Source organism: Shewanella sp. ECSMB14102, from assembly GCF_000813075.1.
In the GTDB taxonomy this organism is placed as follows: Bacteria; Pseudomonadota; Gammaproteobacteria; order Enterobacterales; family Shewanellaceae; genus Shewanella; species Shewanella indica.
The window spans coordinates 1-16,971 of the sequence record NZ_JWGX01000039.1; the positions used below are offsets into that span (position 1 = coordinate 1).

General features: G+C 49.6%; 12 protein-coding genes. 1 reads left to right on the top strand and 11 read right to left on the bottom strand.

The window, feature by feature from the left end; genetic code table 11:
• Nucleotides 1-142: 142 nt before the first annotated feature.
• From RC73_RS13105 to guaB, 4 genes are all read right to left on the bottom strand, one after another.
• Nucleotides 143-3,796, bottom strand: a complete 3,654-nt coding sequence (locus tag RC73_RS13105; RefSeq protein ID WP_082014323.1) for a restriction endonuclease — start codon at nt 3,794-3,796, stop codon at nt 143-145.
• A 351-nt stretch (nt 3,797-4,147) separates the two neighbouring features.
• Nucleotides 4,148-4,276, bottom strand: coding sequence for a hypothetical protein (locus tag RC73_RS21390; protein WP_443018439.1), 129 nt, complete (start codon nt 4,274-4,276; stop codon nt 4,148-4,150).
• 242 nt (nt 4,277-4,518) lie between these two features.
• Nucleotides 4,519-6,096: a glutamine-hydrolyzing GMP synthase gene (guaA, locus tag RC73_RS13115; RefSeq protein ID WP_039035067.1), complete on the bottom strand. Its 1,578-nt coding sequence runs from the start codon at nt 6,094-6,096 to the stop codon at nt 4,519-4,521.
• Nucleotides 6,097-6,199: 103 nt separating this feature from the next.
• A complete protein-coding gene (guaB, locus tag RC73_RS13120; RefSeq protein WP_028779199.1) occupies nt 6,200-7,666 on the bottom strand; it encodes an IMP dehydrogenase in 1,467 nt (488 codons plus the stop codon).
• 117 nt (nt 7,667-7,783) lie between these two features.
• Between guaB and xseA the strand changes: the two genes are divergently transcribed.
• On the top strand, nt 7,784-9,127 hold the full coding sequence (gene xseA / locus RC73_RS13125) for an exodeoxyribonuclease VII large subunit (protein ID WP_039035068.1): 1,344 nt from the start codon (nt 7,784-7,786) through the stop codon (nt 9,125-9,127).
• A 186-nt stretch (nt 9,128-9,313) separates the two neighbouring features.
• Here the strand turns inward: xseA and der are convergent, their stop codons facing one another.
• The 7 genes from der to pilW all read right to left on the bottom strand — a co-directional run bounded on the left by der (nt 9,314) and on the right by pilW (nt 16,970).
• Nucleotides 9,314-10,780, bottom strand: a complete 1,467-nt coding sequence (der, locus tag RC73_RS13130) for a ribosome biogenesis GTPase Der (RefSeq protein WP_039035069.1) — start codon at nt 10,778-10,780, stop codon at nt 9,314-9,316.
• Between the two features lie 79 nt (nt 10,781-10,859).
• Entirely contained in the window at nt 10,860-12,047 is a 1,188-nt protein-coding gene (gene bamB, locus RC73_RS13135) for an outer membrane protein assembly factor BamB (RefSeq protein WP_039035070.1), read from the bottom strand.
• A gap of 9 nt (nt 12,048-12,056) precedes the next feature.
• The gene (locus tag RC73_RS13140) at nt 12,057-12,677 is read right to left on the bottom strand and encodes a YfgM family protein (protein WP_039035071.1); all 621 of its coding nucleotides are present in this window, start codon (nt 12,675-12,677) and stop codon (nt 12,057-12,059) included.
• A gap of 18 nt (nt 12,678-12,695) precedes the next feature.
• On the bottom strand, nt 12,696-13,973 hold the full coding sequence (gene hisS, locus RC73_RS13145) for a histidine--tRNA ligase (RefSeq protein WP_039035072.1): 1,278 nt from the start codon (nt 13,971-13,973) through the stop codon (nt 12,696-12,698).
• 118 nt (nt 13,974-14,091) lie between these two features.
• Nucleotides 14,092-15,204, bottom strand: a complete 1,113-nt coding sequence (gene ispG, locus RC73_RS13150) for a flavodoxin-dependent (E)-4-hydroxy-3-methylbut-2-enyl-diphosphate synthase (protein ID WP_039035073.1) — start codon at nt 15,202-15,204, stop codon at nt 14,092-14,094.
• A 63-nt stretch (nt 15,205-15,267) separates the two neighbouring features.
• Complete coding sequence (locus tag RC73_RS13155) at nt 15,268-16,185, bottom strand: RodZ domain-containing protein (protein WP_039035074.1); 918 nt, start codon at nt 16,183-16,185, stop codon at nt 15,268-15,270.
• Nucleotides 16,185-16,970, bottom strand: a complete 786-nt coding sequence (pilW, locus tag RC73_RS13160) for a type IV pilus biogenesis/stability protein PilW (RefSeq protein ID WP_039035075.1) — start codon at nt 16,968-16,970, stop codon at nt 16,185-16,187. Before pilW ends, RC73_RS13155 begins: the two co-directional genes overlap by 1 nt.
• Between the last annotated feature and the right edge of the window lies 1 nt (nt 16,971).

Genomic DNA, 16,971 nt, shown 5'->3' on the forward strand with positions numbered 1-16,971 from the left:
TTTAGCATCAGTGTGAAACATCAAAAAGATATGGCTGTCCTGTATTTTTCGTCAGCACTAATCGCTCCCCAAACTTGCACATGAGGCTTTTGCAATATTTTGAGTAATGCCATGCAAAAAGCAAGGACTGAATCCAAGGTCTCTACAGTTTTTGGTAGTGTACCTTGTATGAGCCAAGCCAAATTCTGTAGATCCTTTCGATATAAACGTTCACATCCGTAGTGCGTTGACTTTCAAACTCCTCTAACTGCTCCTTAGTAAATAAGGTCAAAAAGAAGTTGATGTATTTATCAAACATTTGAGCAGAGACATCACTCCAGTTATGTGTGATAAAGCACGTTAGAAAGGAACGGGCTAAATTATCATTCCAATATTTATTATATAAAGCCTCTAATGTCGGATAGTACATATGGTGGGAAAGAAAGTATGGTAGATACTTTTCCAGTTGTATTAAAGGCATGCTTGATAAATTATTTTTAAGCAAGTAACTTACTTCAGAAACTCTAACAGAATCATCTTTTATTTGTTCTGCATAATTGTCTAGTGTGGCTCTATCTATTTTATCTAATATGCTATATTTTGACAAGGCTATATCAGCCATGTGTTCACTGCATACTAACAGGAACTTTAGTGACATCTCTATGGAGAAATCAATTTCACTCACGTATTTAGATAGTATGTTAAAGATTGAGGCGTTAGGGAAATCAAATGAAATATATTGTTCTCTAGTTATCGTTTGGGGATCAAGATTACCAAATGTGCTATTAAATTCGTCAATAAGCAAGCTCTTTGCTAAATCTTTTGAACCATGTTTAAAATAGAAGTGGATGTAGTTGTGATAAATGCCTTTTAGTTCACTATCTAGTGATTTAAAATAATCATCTATCTTTTTTTTTAACTTTTGACTTATATCAAGAGAATCAAGCTTTGCTAGATAAGCGATAGCATTATTTATCTCCGAAGGATTATTTCGCAAATAAGCGGACTCTACCAAGGGCATAAATTTATCAGATTTAGTGGAATTAGCGATATACCAAAATAGATTGCAATAATAAAAATCACTTGAAAAAGTTAGTTTTCTATACGCACTAATGAGCTTTTCAATATGTTCATCAGTTATTTTATTCTTGCAGATGAACTCAACGAAGCTATGCATTCCATACATATAGCTCTGGTCACTTAGTTCTTCTTGAGACTTTAGCCCTTGCTCAATAAAAAAAGTGATCTCATCATCAATATTGCAATTAAAATTAAGTGCTGTGAGGTTTTTCTTTGCCCAATATGACTTGTCATTTGAAGGTTCTGCCAATAGTTCTAGCGACTCTATCAGACACTCATTATCTATACTGTAAAGAGTTGCGGCAGCATCATTAAACTCTTGCTCCTTTGATGTTTCCTGCAATATAAGTTTGATGTTAGAAATATCAGAATTATCACCAAAAATTCTCAAGGTTCTTAGGCTCATACAAACAGGAGTGGTTTGATCATTTTTCCAAGTATTCAGACGCTCTCTAGCGATCTCAGTAATAAGAGTTGGAGGACACTGAAACCAAATCTCATATTCACCTCCTGATATCTTCATAGGCATCTGTGCCTTGATCTCGTTATCTGCGAGAATGCTAATCAGTGTGTCACGGTCGCCATTGATAGCTAGCGCTCTTCGTCGCTGATATTGGTGATGAGGATCAAGTAAACCTTCACTAGATTTGAGCCGCTCAATACACTTCTGAGTACCCAAAATACCAAGAGAATATATAGCATTACTTCTAGTTATTACTTCAAAGTTCTGTTCTATTTCGAGTATTCTTTCTTCAACAAACTCTATAAAATCCCCGCCATATTGTTTAGCGACCTTGGTCGCTAGTGAAAGATCGCATTCGAACATAAATTCAATAAATTCTTGTTTTTCTTCATTGTTAATGAATGTGCTGCAATATAACCAAATATCATATTCAGAGTGTAGGTAGCTATTTTTATGGCTTCTCCAGTTTTTGCTTAACTCAATCGAAGCTAAGTATTCTGAGATTATCTTATGAGGCGTGGAGTAAACACCATCATTGTCCTTGACATATATTTCATGCTGTTCAAGCAACTCCAAGAATGACTCAAAGCTCAACATCTTCGCTACAGATAAACCTTGAGTAGTCAGCTCATTATATGTTTCTCCCAAAAGCTCCCAATAATCAGCTTCTGACAGAGAGGTTAAGCCCTTTTGAAAAATGGCTTTATATGTAACAAGTGAAAAAGCTTCTTTCACTTTAAAATAGGGTAGTTTATTTACAATGAGAGATGTATTCTTGATCCTACACTTATCAAGTTTAACTTTAGAAGAAATCCAGTTTTCAATAATTTCGTTTAAACTTTCAGGCAATTTCCCACAGTCTTGATAGTATTTAATTGAGAGTGATAGAGCAAAAGGAGAGAATAAAAAGTTAAATCCAACACTTCCTATTTTGTTTCTGTATAGATTACAAAATTTATTTTGCTCACTTTCTAGCATTGATTTTGAAGAAATATTTACAACATCCCGATAGGATAGAGGCTTGATCTCAAGACAGTAATCAACCTTTTCAGCAAGAGTTTCTACGGAAACACCTGTGTTTCTTGATGATAGAATAAAAGAATTATTACCAATTATTGCTGATAATTCGTCAAAAAAAGCCTGTGTATCGCTTTGAATCATTTCGTCTAATCCATCAAGAAGTAATATACATTTGTAGGGTAAACTCCTCCATGAACCATAAGAAATATCAAGTGATTGATTGATGGCTTTTTCTAAGTTACCTCTAGAGTAACTTCTTAATTTTATAAGTACAGGCAAAAATTCTATATCGAATGCATCTTTAACTAGCGTACTAGCTAAGTTAATTAAAGTACTAGACTTACCGCTGCCACCCAATGATGAGAGAACGACGTTGTTTCCACTTCTCAATAGATTAGCAATGTCTTCGGTTGACAGGAAACCGTTTCCTATTGTCTCTACACGTGTGTTGCTAACCAGATTATTCGGTAGGTTAGTATGGCTATACCAAAGCCCGACAAATCGAGTTCCTTTATTAGCTACTTTTTCACAATACTCTACTGTATTAAAGTTAGGCGTAGGTGAATCTTTTAATACTCTTTCAACAGAATAGTGTTTTTCAATGATATTAGTTAGCTTATCCCATACGATTAAGAGGTTATTTGTAAAATCGGTACCAGACCAAACTATCAGTTTTTTAATGTTGTCCAAGTAGTCGGAAACTAAGGTATAACTTGATAACCCTAGCTCTTTTACTTTGTTGAGCAAACTAGGCTGAAAATCACCTTTGGAAATGATTTCTTTACACTTAGATTTAATATCTGTGTAGTTGTCCTGCCTAAGAGCTATTCTTAAATTACCAGCTACTGTTCCTGAAGTGATAATGTAGTGTTGCTCAACTGTTGAACCGTTGATTGCCGCATCTAATGCAGCTTTAATGATCTCTTTAGCCGTAAGATCCACACTCAAGCTAGTGCTTGAGTATCGTTTGCACTGTATGCAAACGATACTGTTGGTATCCAGCGTTTTTGCAACGCAATCAAAACCTTGATCAGCAGCAGGCTGACGGCCACTTTGCATTTCGAGGCCGATACGCTCGCTCAAGATGGTTAAGCATTGATAAGTAAAGTCTTCAAAGTCCTCAGGCGTAAGTTGATTTAATGAAAGAGCGTGGCCTTGATATAGTGGTGGCTTAGTTACTGACTTTTTCTGCATAGGAACCAACTTGAACTTTATAGATTGACTAGTTTGACCTCTTAATAAAGGCTCTTTCATATTACCAGAAGGACAGCAAATTTCACTCAAGTAGTAGAAGTAAATCAGATGGTTACTCCATCAAAATTTACTTGTTATTGTGTACTTTTTCCAATAAACGTAACGAAGTCGCTATTGCTGGGAAGGTTGCATTCTGATGCTTGGCTAGTAGTAGATGAGTGAATTTGGCCAATAGGTAGAGGTTTGCAGTACCCCATATAATCCGTCAAATACTAAATTAGCAAATACACTAACAAACTTCTGTCCAGAAACGAGCTACAGCTTTACCATATATTGTGTGATCACCATATCGGTCAGATGTATATGGAAATGCGGACCGGTGCACCATCACAGGCAACATGTACCTTCTAACTACTTGTAGCTGCCAAACTGCCAGCGTCTCATTTTGTCGATTTGATCGACCGATCTCGTCATGTCCTTGTAGGCACGCCCGGCCAACCTGTTTTGGAACACCTCCATTTTGTCGGCAATGGCTTTCATCTTCGGGCCGTGTCCGGTGTTGTGCAGCCACGGCCCCAAAAATGGAAGGCCAGAATCAGAATGAACATCACTGCGAAGAAACCAAATACCTCCGCAAGATTTTGGGATAGAAATGTAGTGCCCCTGACCTTTCCCCAAAAAAACCTACAAAAGTATTCACAAATCCCACGATTTAAGGCTGATAGAGTACTGATAGAAAAAAAGGCGCCGAAGCGCCTTTTTAAATCACTATCCCGGAGGGCTTATTCCCACTCAATCGTTGCCGGTGGCTTGCCTGAGATGTCGTACACCACGCGGGAGATGCCGTCGATTTCATTGATGATGCGGTTGGACACCCGGCCGAGGAAGTCGTACGGCAGGTGAGCCCAATGGGCTGTCATAAAGTCGATGGTTTCCACGGCGCGCAGAGACACAACCCAGTCGTACTTGCGGCCATCGCCCATTACACCTACGCTGCGAACCGGCAGGAACACAGTGAAGGCCTGGCTGACACGGTCGTACAGTTCGGCTTTGCGCAGCTCTTCGATGAAGATGGCATCGGCGCGGCGCAGCAGATCGCAGTACTCTTTCTTGACTTCGCCGAGTACCCGTACGCCCAGGCCTGGGCCAGGGAATGGGTGGCGATAGAGCATGTCGTAAGGCAGACCCAGCTCCAGGCCAATCTTGCGTACTTCGTCTTTGAACAGTTCACGCAGCGGTTCAACCAGACCCAGCTCCATATCTTCCGGCAGGCCGCCGACGTTATGATGTGACTTGATCACATGGGCCTTGCCTGTGGCGCTGCCGGCAGACTCGATGACATCAGGGTAGATGGTGCCCTGGGCCAGCCACTTGGCGTTAACGCACTTACCGGCTTCTTCGTCGAAGATTTCCACAAACACCCGGCCGATGATCTTGCGCTTGGCTTCTGGGTCGTTTTCGCCTTTGAGGGCATTGAGGAATCTGTCTTCGGCTTCAACCTTGATGATGTTAAGACCGAAGTGGTCGCCGAACATCTCCATCACTTGCTCGCCTTCGTTCAGACGCAGCAGGCCGTTGTCGACAAACACACAGGTGAGTCTGTCGCCGATGGCGCGGTGCAGCAGCATGGCGGTAACAGAGGAGTCAACCCCACCGGAAAGCGCCAGGATCACTTCATCGCCACCTATCTGCTTTTTAAGGCGCTCAACGGCGTCTTCGATGATGGAAGCGGGTTTCCACTTGGCTTCACAGCCACAGATTTCCAGCGCGAAATGCTCCAGCATACGCTTACCCTGACGGGTATGGGTCACTTCAGGGTGGAACTGCACGCCGTAGAAACCTTTGGCTTCATTGGCCATGGCGGCGAATGGACAGGTTTCGGTCTTGGCAACTGCGACAAAGCCTTCAGGGATGGCCGAGACTTTGTCACCGTGGCTCATCCATACATCCAGCAATGGACGACCGGCTTCGTTAACGGCATCTTCGATGTTTTTGAACAGTGCAGATTCGGCCAGCAGTTCGATTTGCGCGTAACCGAACTCGCCCTCGCCTATGCCTTGGATAACCTTGCCACCCAGCTGTTCGCTCATGGTCTGCATACCGTAACAGATACCCAGTACAGGCACGCCTGCATTGAACACATACTCTGGGGCTCGGGGAGAATTGTCGGCGGTGACACTCTCGGGACCACCGGCCAGAATAATGCCCTGAGGGGCAAACTCGCGGATCTGCTCTTCACTGACATCCCAGGCCCAGAGTTCACAGTAGACGCCAATTTCGCGGATACGACGGGCAATCAGCTGGGTATACTGGGATCCGAAATCAAGGATCAGTATCTTGTGCTCATGAATATTGCTCATTGATAACCTTTATCTCTTTAGTTTGATTGCAGTGCCTGCCGTAACAGGCACAGTTTTTATCTGCTTATAAACCAAGGGCGACACTCATGCCGCCCCGAATTTGTTAAACGCCTGAACGGTAGTTCGGCGCTTCTTTGGAGATAGTCACATCGTGAACGTGGGATTCGCCCATACCGGCAGAAGTCACCTTGACGAACTGGGCCTTATCGCCCAATTCCTGAATGGTGGCGCAGCCTGTCAGCCCCATACAGGAACGCAAACCGCCCATGTACTGATGGATAATCTCTTTGATTTTGCCTTTATAGGGAACACGGCCTTCAATACCTTCAGGTACCAGTTTGTCGGCGGCGTTGTCGCTCTGGAAGTAGCGATCGGAAGAGCCCTGAGACATGGCGCCCAGTGAGCCCATACCTCGGTAAGATTTATAAGCGCGGCCCTTGTAGAGTTCAGTTTCACCTGGAGATTCATCGGTACCGGCAAACATGGAACCTGCCATGATGCAAGATGCACCGGCGGCCAGCGCCTTGGCCAGATCGCCTGAAAAACGGATACCGCCATCGGCAATCACTGGGATACCCAGATGCTTAACGGCAGCAGCGGCATCGGAAACTGCAGTGATTTGCGGTACCCCCACGCCGGTAACGATACGGGTAGTACAGATAGAGCCAGGGCCAATACCGACTTTAACCGCATTCACACCGGCTTCTACCAGCGCCAGGGCGCCTTCGGCGGTCGCCACGTTGCCGCCAACGATTTGCAGATCCGGATACTTGGCACGGGTATCGCGAATACGCTGCAGTACCCCTTCAGAATGGCCGTGGGATGAATCAATCAAGAGTACATCGACACCGGCTTTGACCAGCGCATCAACACGCTCTTCGTTACCTGGACCAGCACCAACAGCGGCGCCAACACGCAGACGGCCCAGCTCATCTTTACAGGCATTGGGCTTACGCTCGGCTTTCTCGAAGTCTTTAACAGTGATCAGGCCCTTAAGCTGGAATTCATCATTCACAACCAGCACTTTTTCAATGCGGTTAGAGTGCATCAGCTTTTGTACTTCATCCAGCTTGGTGCCTTCAGGTACAGTCACCAGACGCTCTTTCGGGGTCATGATTTCAGAAACCAGGCGGTTGGTATCGGTCACGAAGCGCACGTCACGGCCAGTGATGATACCCACCAGTTCGTTGGCGTCATTGATTACCGGATAGCCGGCAAATCCGTTCTTTTCGGTTAATACCTTAAGCTCGGCCAGTGTCGTGGAAGGTGTTACTGTTACAGGCTGTTGAACCACACCTGCTTCATAGATCTTCACTTTACGAACTTCTTCGGCCTGCTGTTCAATACTCATATTCTTATGAATAAAGCCCAAGCCACCTTCTTGCGCCATGGCGATTGCCAAACGGGCTTCGGTCACTGTGTCCATTGCAGCGGACACCAGGGGGATATTCAGTTCGATTTTGTCGGTCAGACGGGTCTTGAGATTGGCGGTATTAGGGAGAACGGTCGAGTGGGCCGGAACCAGCAGCACATCGTCAAAGGTAAGCGCTTCTTTAATTAATCGTAGCATTGCAACATCTCCCCGGGGGTTAGATTGAAGGTGAAATATTGCGGCGGCATTATACCTTGCAACCCCGGGGTGGTAAATGGGAAAATAGAGAAAAATTCCAATTTGAACGCAAATTCCATGCCAGAGCTCAAAAAACAGGTATATACCGTCTCCCGCCTCAATGCCGAAGTTCGTGCCTTGTTGGAGGGAAACCTCGGCAGGATTTGGCTCAATGGCGAAATTTCCAACTTTGCCAGCCCAAGCTCGGGCCATTGGTATCTGACACTCAAGGACAACCACTCACAAATTCGCTGCGCCATGTTCCGTGGCCGCAATCAGAATGTGACCTTCCGCCCGGTCAACGGCCAGCAAGTGCTGGTGCGGGCAGCCCTGAGTGTCTATGAGCCTAGGGGCGATTATCAACTGCTTATCGAAACCATGCTGCCTGCCGGTGATGGCTTGCTGGCGCAGCAGTATGAAGCGCTGAAGCAGAAGCTCGCGGCCGAAGGCCTGTTTGCCGCCGAGACCAAACGACCACTACCGGCCAACATCCAGCGCATCGGGGTGATCACCTCCCCCACTGGCGCCGCCATACGCGACGTACTGCATGTACTGAAACGCCGCGATCCTTCCATCGAAGTGGTGATCTACCCCTCACAGGTTCAGGGCGACACTGCCGCCAACCAGCTTATTGAGGCACTCACCTTGGCCAACCAGAGGCTGGAGGTGGATCTGTTACTGCTGACCCGCGGCGGCGGCAGCCTGGAAGATATGTGGTGTTTCAACGATGAAAATCTGGCCCACGCCATCTACAACAGCGCCCTGCCGGTAATTTCAGCAGTGGGCCATGAAGTGGATACCTGTATCAGTGACTATGTCGCCGATCTGCGTGCCCCTACCCCATCGGCCGCCGCCGAGCTGGTATCCCAGGATGTCGACAACAAGCGGCAAAAGCTGACCACTGCCATGGCCAGGCTGCGCCAGGGCTGGCAACACTGGCACTTAGCCAAACGCCAACAGCTGTCACTGCTGGATCACAAATTGCAACGCCAGGATCCCAAGCGGCGGCTGGAACAGCTGGTACAGCAGTTTGATGAGCAGCAACTGAGAATGACGGCCGCCATCAACAATCGCCTGCACCGGCTGGAACACAGACAGCTACAGCTCAAGAGCCGCCTCGAAGCCCAGAGTCCGGCCCACAAGCTGAGCCTGGAAGGCAACAGATTGAATTATCTCGGTCAACAGTTGCAGGATGCCATCGCCGATAAACTGAAAGAGGCCAAGGCACGCCTGGGGGCCGGCGCCCATTCGCTGGAAAGTGTCAGCCCACTATCGACTCTGTCCAGAGGTTACAGCATCAGCAAGAACGAAGCCGGGAAAGTCCTCGAAAACAGCGAGGACGCCGTGGTCGGCGAGCAGATGCGTACCCAGTTGAAACAGGGCGCGCTGCTCTCAAGAATTGAAGCCATCATAGAGGAATAGCATCAATCAGATACATGCTCCTCGCCGGAGAAGGGAACCGAATGGAAAATACCTGTGAATCGTTCGCAGATGTTATTCCAGTTCACAGGCCCTTCATTAAACACAGCTCACTGAATTAATGTGTAATATTGGTCATCAAAAACAACAAAGCCGGGACTAACCCGGCTTTGTTTTGCGAAAACCCTATCAGGATTTCTTGTTTTTAATGTGCGCCATCATCCGCTTGCGACGTCTTTCCTGGCTCAGGGTCAGTTTCTCCCCCTTGCCTTCAAAGGGGTTGGCCCCCTCCTGGAAGCGCAGCTGGATGGGCGTACCCACAACTTTCAGCGAGCGGCGGTAGTAGTTCATCATATAACGCTTATAGGAGTCCGGCAGCTTGGATACCTGGTTGCCGTGTACCACCACGATAGGCGGGTTGTAACCACCGGCGTGGGCATACTTGAGCTTGACCCGGCGACCATTGACCAGAGGCGGCTGATGGTCGTCCTGCGCCATCTGCATTATCTTGGTCAGCAGCGAAGTGGACACCCGTCTGGTAGCACTGTCGTAAGCTTCTTCGATAGATTCATACAGATGACCCACACCTGTGCCATGCAGCGCCGAGATAAAGTGAATGCGGGCAAAGTCGATAAAACCCAGGCGACGGTCCAGCTCACTCTTGACCCTTTCCTTGACGTCATTGTCTATGCCGTCCCACTTGTTGACCGCAATCACCAGCGCCCGGCCGGCGTTGAGGGCAAAGCCCAGCAAACCAAGATCCTGCTCGGCGATACCTTCACGGGCATCGATAACCAAGAGCACCACGTTGGCGTCTTCAACCGCTTTCAGGGTTTTAATCACCGAGAACTTTTCAACGACTTCATGCACCTTGGCGCGGCGACGCACCCCGGCTGTGTCTATAATGACGTACTCACGGCCTTCACGCTGCATTGGAATATAAATGGAGTCACGGGTGGTGCCCGGCTCATCATAAACCACTACCCGCTCTTCACCGAGGATGCGGTTGGTCAGGGTCGACTTGCCCACGTTTGGCTTGCCGATAATCGCCAGCTTGATAGGCAAGTCCTGCAATCTGGCCTGCTCGGCTTCGGCTTCCTCTTCTGTGTATTGACGCTCGTCGACCTTCTCTTCCTCGGGCGCATCCGGGTTAATCCCCATCGCCTCGGCAAAAGGAGCCAGCGCATACTCAATCATATTGGTAACACCACGGCCATGAGCCGCCGCCATCTGATACACCTCACCCAGGCCCAGGGCCCAGAATTCGGCGCAGGCGGAATCGGCATCGATACCGTCAATCTTGTTGGCCACCACAAAGGTGGTCTTTTGCCGACTGCGAAGATGTTGGGCTATGGCCTGATCGGCCGCGGTCAAACCGGCGCGGGCATCCGTCAGAAACAGCACTACATCCGCTTCTTCGATAGCCGCCAGCGATTGCTCGGCCATCTTGGTTTCTATGCCTTCTTCGGTGCCGTCAATACCGCCGGTATCCACCAGGATGAATTCGTAACCTGACAGATAGGCACGACCGTATTTACGATCCCGCGTCAAGCCTGGGTAATCCGCCACCAGTGCATCACGGGTGCGGGTCAGACGATTGAACAGGGTCGACTTACCGACATTGGGTCGCCCTACCAGGGCCACTACAGGAATCATCTTTTTGCCTCTTTAAAACTTCTCAATAAAAAGCCCCCGGAACGCACTCCCAGGGGCTTGGCAGTATCAAAGCCTGGGATCAGGGCAGAGTTACTGTGGCAATTTTGCCATCCCGGGTCTGCAGATAAATTTTGTCGTCAACCACCAGAGGTTGACTGAACAGACCCGAGCTATCGACCTGCACCCGACCGACAATTTGGCCGTTGCTGCGATCGATAAAGTGCAGATAACCTTCAAAGTCACCTACCACTACATAGTCCTGGAACACGGCCGGAGCAGTCAGATCCCTATTTGTCAGATCCGAGTTACTCCAAAGCTCCAGACCGTTACGTCTGTCCACTGAGTATACACGGCTGTGATCGTCCACCAAATACAGACTCAAGCCCGCACTGTCCAGCTCGTGGAAACTGGAGTACTTGCGCGACCAGACAATACGGCCACTGCGCATTTCCATGCTCACCAGGTTACCGTTGTAGCTCACGGCGTACAGGTTGTCACCCAACAACAGCGGCGTCATATCGACATCGGCCATACGGCTGAACTCGTTGCCGCCTTTAGGGGTGTAAATCGGTTGCTCCCAAGCTGGCTGGCCATTGTTTTTGATAATAACTGCGACCTTGCCATCGGCCGTACCAACAAAGAAACCACCCTGAGCATACGCAGGAGAACTGCTACCGCGCAGAGTCAAGTTTGGCAAGGAAGCTTCATAGCTCCAAAGCTTTTCACCTGTGTCGACATTAAAGGCATCCAGCGAGCCTGAGCTGCTGTTAACCACCACCATGTCTTCGGCAACTGCGGGCAAGGACAATAGCTCGCCTTCTGCTACGGCGTGCCAAAGCACTTCACCGGTTTCAGCGTCAAGCGCCGCCAAAAGGCCACTCTCTCCACCGACAAACACCTTGTTACGGGCCGCGGTCACGCCGGATGCCAGACGAGCGCCCTTGTTCTTTTTCAGGGCACCATCACGGAATGCTTCGCTGAAGTCGGTGCTCCAGACCTTCTCGCCGCTGCTCTCGTCAAAGGCGATTACTTCACCATAGCGGTCGGCAACAAAAATTTTGCCGTAGCGCACTGCCGGACGCAGGCGGGAGTAATAATCGCCAACACCACTGCCGACCGAAGCACTCCAACTGACCTCTGGGAATACGCTGGCGTTGAGCTCCAGCAGCGGGCTTACAGGTTCTTCTTCCACATCGCTGGAAGCACAACCCGTCAGTGCGCCTATGGCCATGCCACAGGCCAAAAGAGTTTTACACCACGACTTCATTGGCCTTCCTTATGCCTGATTCAGGTTATCGAGTTTCATCTGCAGCGCCGGACTGGTTGTCACGCCGCCATTTTTAACGGCTTCCTGGTAAGCGAGTCTCGCCTTGTCGGTTTCCCCTTGACGCAACAGCAGATCGCCTTTGAATTCATCTCTTTGGGTAGCAAAGGCACTATCTTTAACCTGCTCAAGCGTGGTCAAAGCGGTAGCAACCTGGCCCTGTTCAGCTTGAATTCGTGCCAGACGCAGTGTGGCAACCGCTGTAAGGGCATCACCCGGCTTGGCGGCAATCACGGTTTTGAGGGCAGCTTCAGCTTTTGCCAGGTCACCGGCCTCTACCGCGCTCTTGGCAACAATCAGTTGCATCAGCGCCGAGTAACCGGCCTGGGCGTGTTGCTTGTCAAATTCGGCAGCGGCAGCCATCACTGTGGCTTCATCACCGCCTTGCATCAAGGCCTGGTTAAAAGCCTGAGAGGCAGCTTCGGCACGTTCGACTTTGACATCGGAATAATAGTTCCAGCCATAAAGGCCACCCAGACCTATTACGGCACCAGCGACTATCGAAACACCATAGTCTCTCCAGAACTGCTTGATCGCCTCAACTTGTTGTTCTTCTGTGCTGTAGATTTCCACCCGCACTTCCCCTCTAAATTATTTAATCAGTTCTGCCAAATAGTCGGCCAGGGCCTGGCGTTCAACATCCTGCTGAGCGCCATCACCCCGCAGCGGTTTCACCGCCACCTTGTTATTGGCCAGTTCGGTCTCACCGATAATCAGCGCAAAACCCGCGCCGCTCTTATCGGCTCTTTTCATCTGTTTCTTGAAGTTGCCACCCCCGCAGTGACTCATCACCTTAAGCTTGGGCAGCTTCTCACGCAGTTCCTGGGCAATTTTCATCGCCTCAATTACGCAGTCATCGCCCATGGCGGTCACGTAGACATCCACTTCGGCAGCAACATCGGCGTTCAGCTCCAGGGTTTCCAGCAGCAGAACAATCCGTTCCAGCCCCATGGCAAAGCCCACTGCCGGCGTTTCTTTACCGCCAAGCTGGCTCACCAGACCGTCGTAACGACCACCGGCCAGCACAGTGCCCTGAGCGCCTAAACTATCGGTGACCCACTCAAATACGGTGCGGTTGTAGTAATCCAATCCGCGTACCAAGCGTGGGTTAACCCTGTATTGGATACCAACGGCCTCCAGGAGTTCACACAAGCGGGCAAAATGTGCCTTGGAGTCTTCACCCAGGTAATCCATCAGCGCCGGGGCATCGGCCAGCAAGGCCTGAACCTGCTGATCTTTTGAGTCCAGTACCCGCAGTGGGTTGCTGTACATGCGCCGCTGACTGTCTTCGTCCAGCTTGTCTTTATGTTGCTCGAGGAAGGCCACCAGCGCTTCACGATAGGCGGCGCGCTCGTCGCTGTCACCCAAAGTGTTCAGCTCGAGCGAAACATGGTCGGTCAATCCAAGCTTCTGCCACAAAGAGGCAGACAACATCAGCACTTCGGCGTCAATATCGGCGCTCTTGATGCCATAAACTTCAACCCCGAACTGATGGAACTGACGATAGCGCCCTTTCTGTGGCCGCTCGTGGCGGAACATGGGGCCCATATACCACAGACGCTGTTCCTGGTTGTACAAGAGGCCATGTTCGTTACCGGCACGAACTGTCGAGGCGGTGCCTTCCGGACGCAGGGTGAGACTGTCACCGTTGCGATCGGCGAAGGTGTACATCTCCTTCTCGACAATATCTGTCACCTCCCCTATCGAACGCTTGAACAGGTCTGTGTTCTCAACGATAGGTGTGCGGATTTCACTGTAACCGAAAGAGGCAACCGAGGCGCGCAGTACCGCCTCAACTTTTTGCCATACGGGGCTTTGGGTTGGCAGAATGTCATTCATTCCGCGAATCGCTTGGATCTGTTTTGCCACTATCTCGACTCGTTTTGCTCTGGGGCTAAAAATTCAAAAATGCCAGCCATTATAGGCGCTTCACCGGCAAACGTAAAACTGGCCAGCGCTGGCCAGTTCACATTCACGTCATCAGGGATTATTCGGCTTCTTTGACTGAAATACGGTTTTCCATCATTTGCGCCTTAGCGCGAATTTTGGCTTCAAGGGCATCGACCAGATTGTCGTTGTCGAAGCGCTCTTTCTGACGCTCGCCTTCGTCATAATAACCGCTCTTGCGGTTACCGCCGGTAAGGCCAATATGAGACACCAGGGCTTCCCCCGGGCCATTGACCACACAACCTATGATGGAGACATCCATGGCTGTGGTCACATCTTCCAGGCGTTGCTCCAGGGCATTGACCGTGCCTATCACGTCAAACTCTTGTCTTGAACAGGATGGACAGGCGATAAAGTTAATTCCGCGGGAGCGAATGCGCAGCGACTTGAGGATATCGAAACCAACTTTGATCTCCTCTACTGGATCGGCTGCCAAAGACACTCTCAAAGTGTCGCCTATGCCTTCTGCAAGCAGCATACCCAGGCCCACAGCCGATTTTACGGCGCCGGCACGGGCACCACCGGCTTCGGTGATCCCAAGGTGCAATGGCTGTTTAATCTGTTTCGCCAGTAAACGGTAGGACTCCACGGCCAGGAACACGTCCGATGCCTTCACCGAGACCTTGAACTGGTCGAAGTTGAGCCTGTCGAGAATATCCACATGGCGCATTGCCGATTCCAGCAAGGCTTCCGGGGTGGGCTCTTTGTATTTGTCCATCAAGTCTTTTTCAAGACTGCCGCCGTTTACCCCGATGCGGATGGGGATATTTTTGTCACGGGCAGACTCAACCACGGCACGGATACGTTCTTCATTGCCTATGTTGCCTGGGTTAATACGCAGACAGTCGGCACCGTATTCCGCCACTTTAAGCGCTATGCGGTAGTCGAAATGGATATCGGCCACCAGCGGCACCTTGACCTGCTGCTTGATAAGCTTGAACGCCTCGGCGGCATCCATGGTAGGCACAGACACCCGTACGATATCAGCGCCCACAGTTTCCAGCGCCCGGATTTGCGCTACTGTGGCTTCTATATCTGTGGTGCGGGTATTGGTCATGGATTGCACGGCAATCGGAGCGCCATCACCTATGGGAACATTGCCGATATAGATGCGGGTGGAAGGACGGCGTTTTATGGGATTTTCACTGTACATCGTATTCTGCTCTGTTGACTCGGCGCCATGAGTGCGCCACTTCAATTATCCTGCTTGGTGCTATTATGCCTGTGGCAGGGTCAGTCTGGCTACCCGGCCGCTGGGGAAATCGGCAAGGCTCACAGCCTGGCCGTTAAACGTCAGACTCACTGTCTGCGGTGCGCCCAAGACCAGTTTAAAAGGCGCCTTGCCTTGTACCCTGATGGTTTGTCCTGGCGATCTCAAGCCATCTATCAAAGTTTTGCCGTTGGCATCTGTAAGTTTAATCCAGCAGTCGCCATCAAGCTCGATACCGACAGAAGCCTGCGTTGCCTCTGTTGCCAACGGTTGCTCGGTCATATCGACATCTGAGTTAACAACACCAGAGTTGGCTTCATCAGTATTGTTATCCTCAACAAGACTCTTCTCTACTTCAGCGGTAGGTGTTTCGGTTGAAGTTTCAGGCGGAAGTTCGGTTTCTGCTATTTGTGCCTGACGCGATTCAAACTCTCTGGCCTGCTGCACCTCTTCTGCCGTAGGTTGGGAGAAATCGACATCGGAAACCACAGAAGGTTTTTGCAGCCACCACACCACCAGCAGGGCCAGCAGCAGAAAACCGATAAGGTAAGTCACCAGCATCAAACGGCTGTCGGTAGCCTGACGGCTGGTCTTGCGCGAAAAGCTCTGCATCGCCGGCTCAGTCACCTTGGGGACCTGCCGTGCCAGGCAATTGTTGATAGCTTCTTTATCCACGCCCAATATGCGGGCGTAATTCTTCACGTAGCCACGAACATAGGTGGAGGAATCGATATTGCTGAAACAGTCTGCTTCAATATCGGTCACTATGCAGGGGCGCAAGTGCAGCCTGGTAGCCGCATCTTCTACAGTGATACCTTTTTGTTCGCGTGCGCTTTTCAGTAATGACCCGAGCGTATCCTCTTGCCCGGGAACCTTTGGGTTCTCGTCTTCATCCTTGTTGACTTGGTTATTCAACTCTGTCATCAGTGCATACTTGCCCGGTATTGTTTAGCCTGGGGAGACGCCGGAAATTTGGCCTGCAGCAATATTCCATATCGCTTGGCGGCCGCGTCATCATTTAACCCTTGCTCAATGCGAATGCCCAACGCCAAGCTTTCCGCGGTTTCAGGAACTACTCGGTGGAGGCGTTCCAATTGCATTCTGGCCGCGGCGTAGTTATGGGCGTCAAGCTCCAATTCTGTCAGTTCCAGTAATGAGACCTGTCTTCTGGGCTCATACTTTAGCGCCATCTCAAAATAGTGTCGCGCTTTTTCTCTTTCCCCGGCATCCCGACTGCAAATACCCAGGTTTTCATAGCTGGAGGCGGTGCGGGTATATCTGGGGTTGTCGATTGCCATCAGGAACATCTTCTCTGCCTTGGCATATTTCTGCTGCTGGCAGAGAAATACCCCAAAGTTGTTCATCGAGTCGCCGCTGGCATTGCGGGTATCTATGGCGGCTTCATAAGCTTGCTCAGCCTTCACCACTTCACCCACGGTTTGATAATAATAAGCCATGGCAATATGCACATCCTCAAGGTGAGGGGCGTATTCCATGGCTCTGTCTAGATTATATTTGGCTTGTTGGGAGTTACCTTTTTGCAGATAGGTCAGGCCTAGCTGCGTCCGTTCCTTGGCGGCGGCAATTTTATCAAACTGGCGTTGCGAGACCGGAATGTCCGTGCCGGCATAAGTTCGCTCGGTTACACATCCGGGCAACATGGCCCCTAGCAGTAACGCGAGCGTTAAACCTGGCAATCCGTGCTTCATT

Bases quoted from the DNA above. Each gene is read 5' to 3' on its own strand.
- RC73_RS13105 (WP_082014323.1), bottom strand. From the start codon at position 3,796: ATGAAAGAGCCTTTATTAAGAGGTCAAACTAGTCAATCTATAAAGTTC.
- RC73_RS21390 (WP_443018439.1), bottom strand. From the start codon at position 4,276: ATGAAAGCCATTGCCGACAAAATGGAGGTGTTCCAAAACAGGTTGGCC.
- guaA (WP_039035067.1), bottom strand. From the start codon at position 6,096: ATGAGCAATATTCATGAGCACAAGATACTGATCCTTGATTTCGGATCC.
- guaB (WP_028779199.1), bottom strand. From the start codon at position 7,666: ATGCTACGATTAATTAAAGAAGCGCTTACCTTTGACGATGTGCTGCTG.
- xseA (WP_039035068.1), top strand. From the start codon at position 7,784: ATGCCAGAGCTCAAAAAACAGGTATATACCGTCTCCCGCCTCAATGCC.
- der (WP_039035069.1), bottom strand. From the start codon at position 10,780: ATGATTCCTGTAGTGGCCCTGGTAGGGCGACCCAATGTCGGTAAGTCG.
- bamB (WP_039035070.1), bottom strand. From the start codon at position 12,047: ATGAAGTCGTGGTGTAAAACTCTTTTGGCCTGTGGCATGGCCATAGGC.
- ispG (WP_039035073.1), bottom strand. From the start codon at position 15,204: ATGTACAGTGAAAATCCCATAAAACGCCGTCCTTCCACCCGCATCTAT.
- RC73_RS13155 (WP_039035074.1), bottom strand. From the start codon at position 16,185: ATGACAGAGTTGAATAACCAAGTCAACAAGGATGAAGACGAGAACCCA.
- pilW (WP_039035075.1), bottom strand. From the start codon at position 16,970: ATGAAGCACGGATTGCCAGGTTTAACGCTCGCGTTACTGCTAGGGGCC.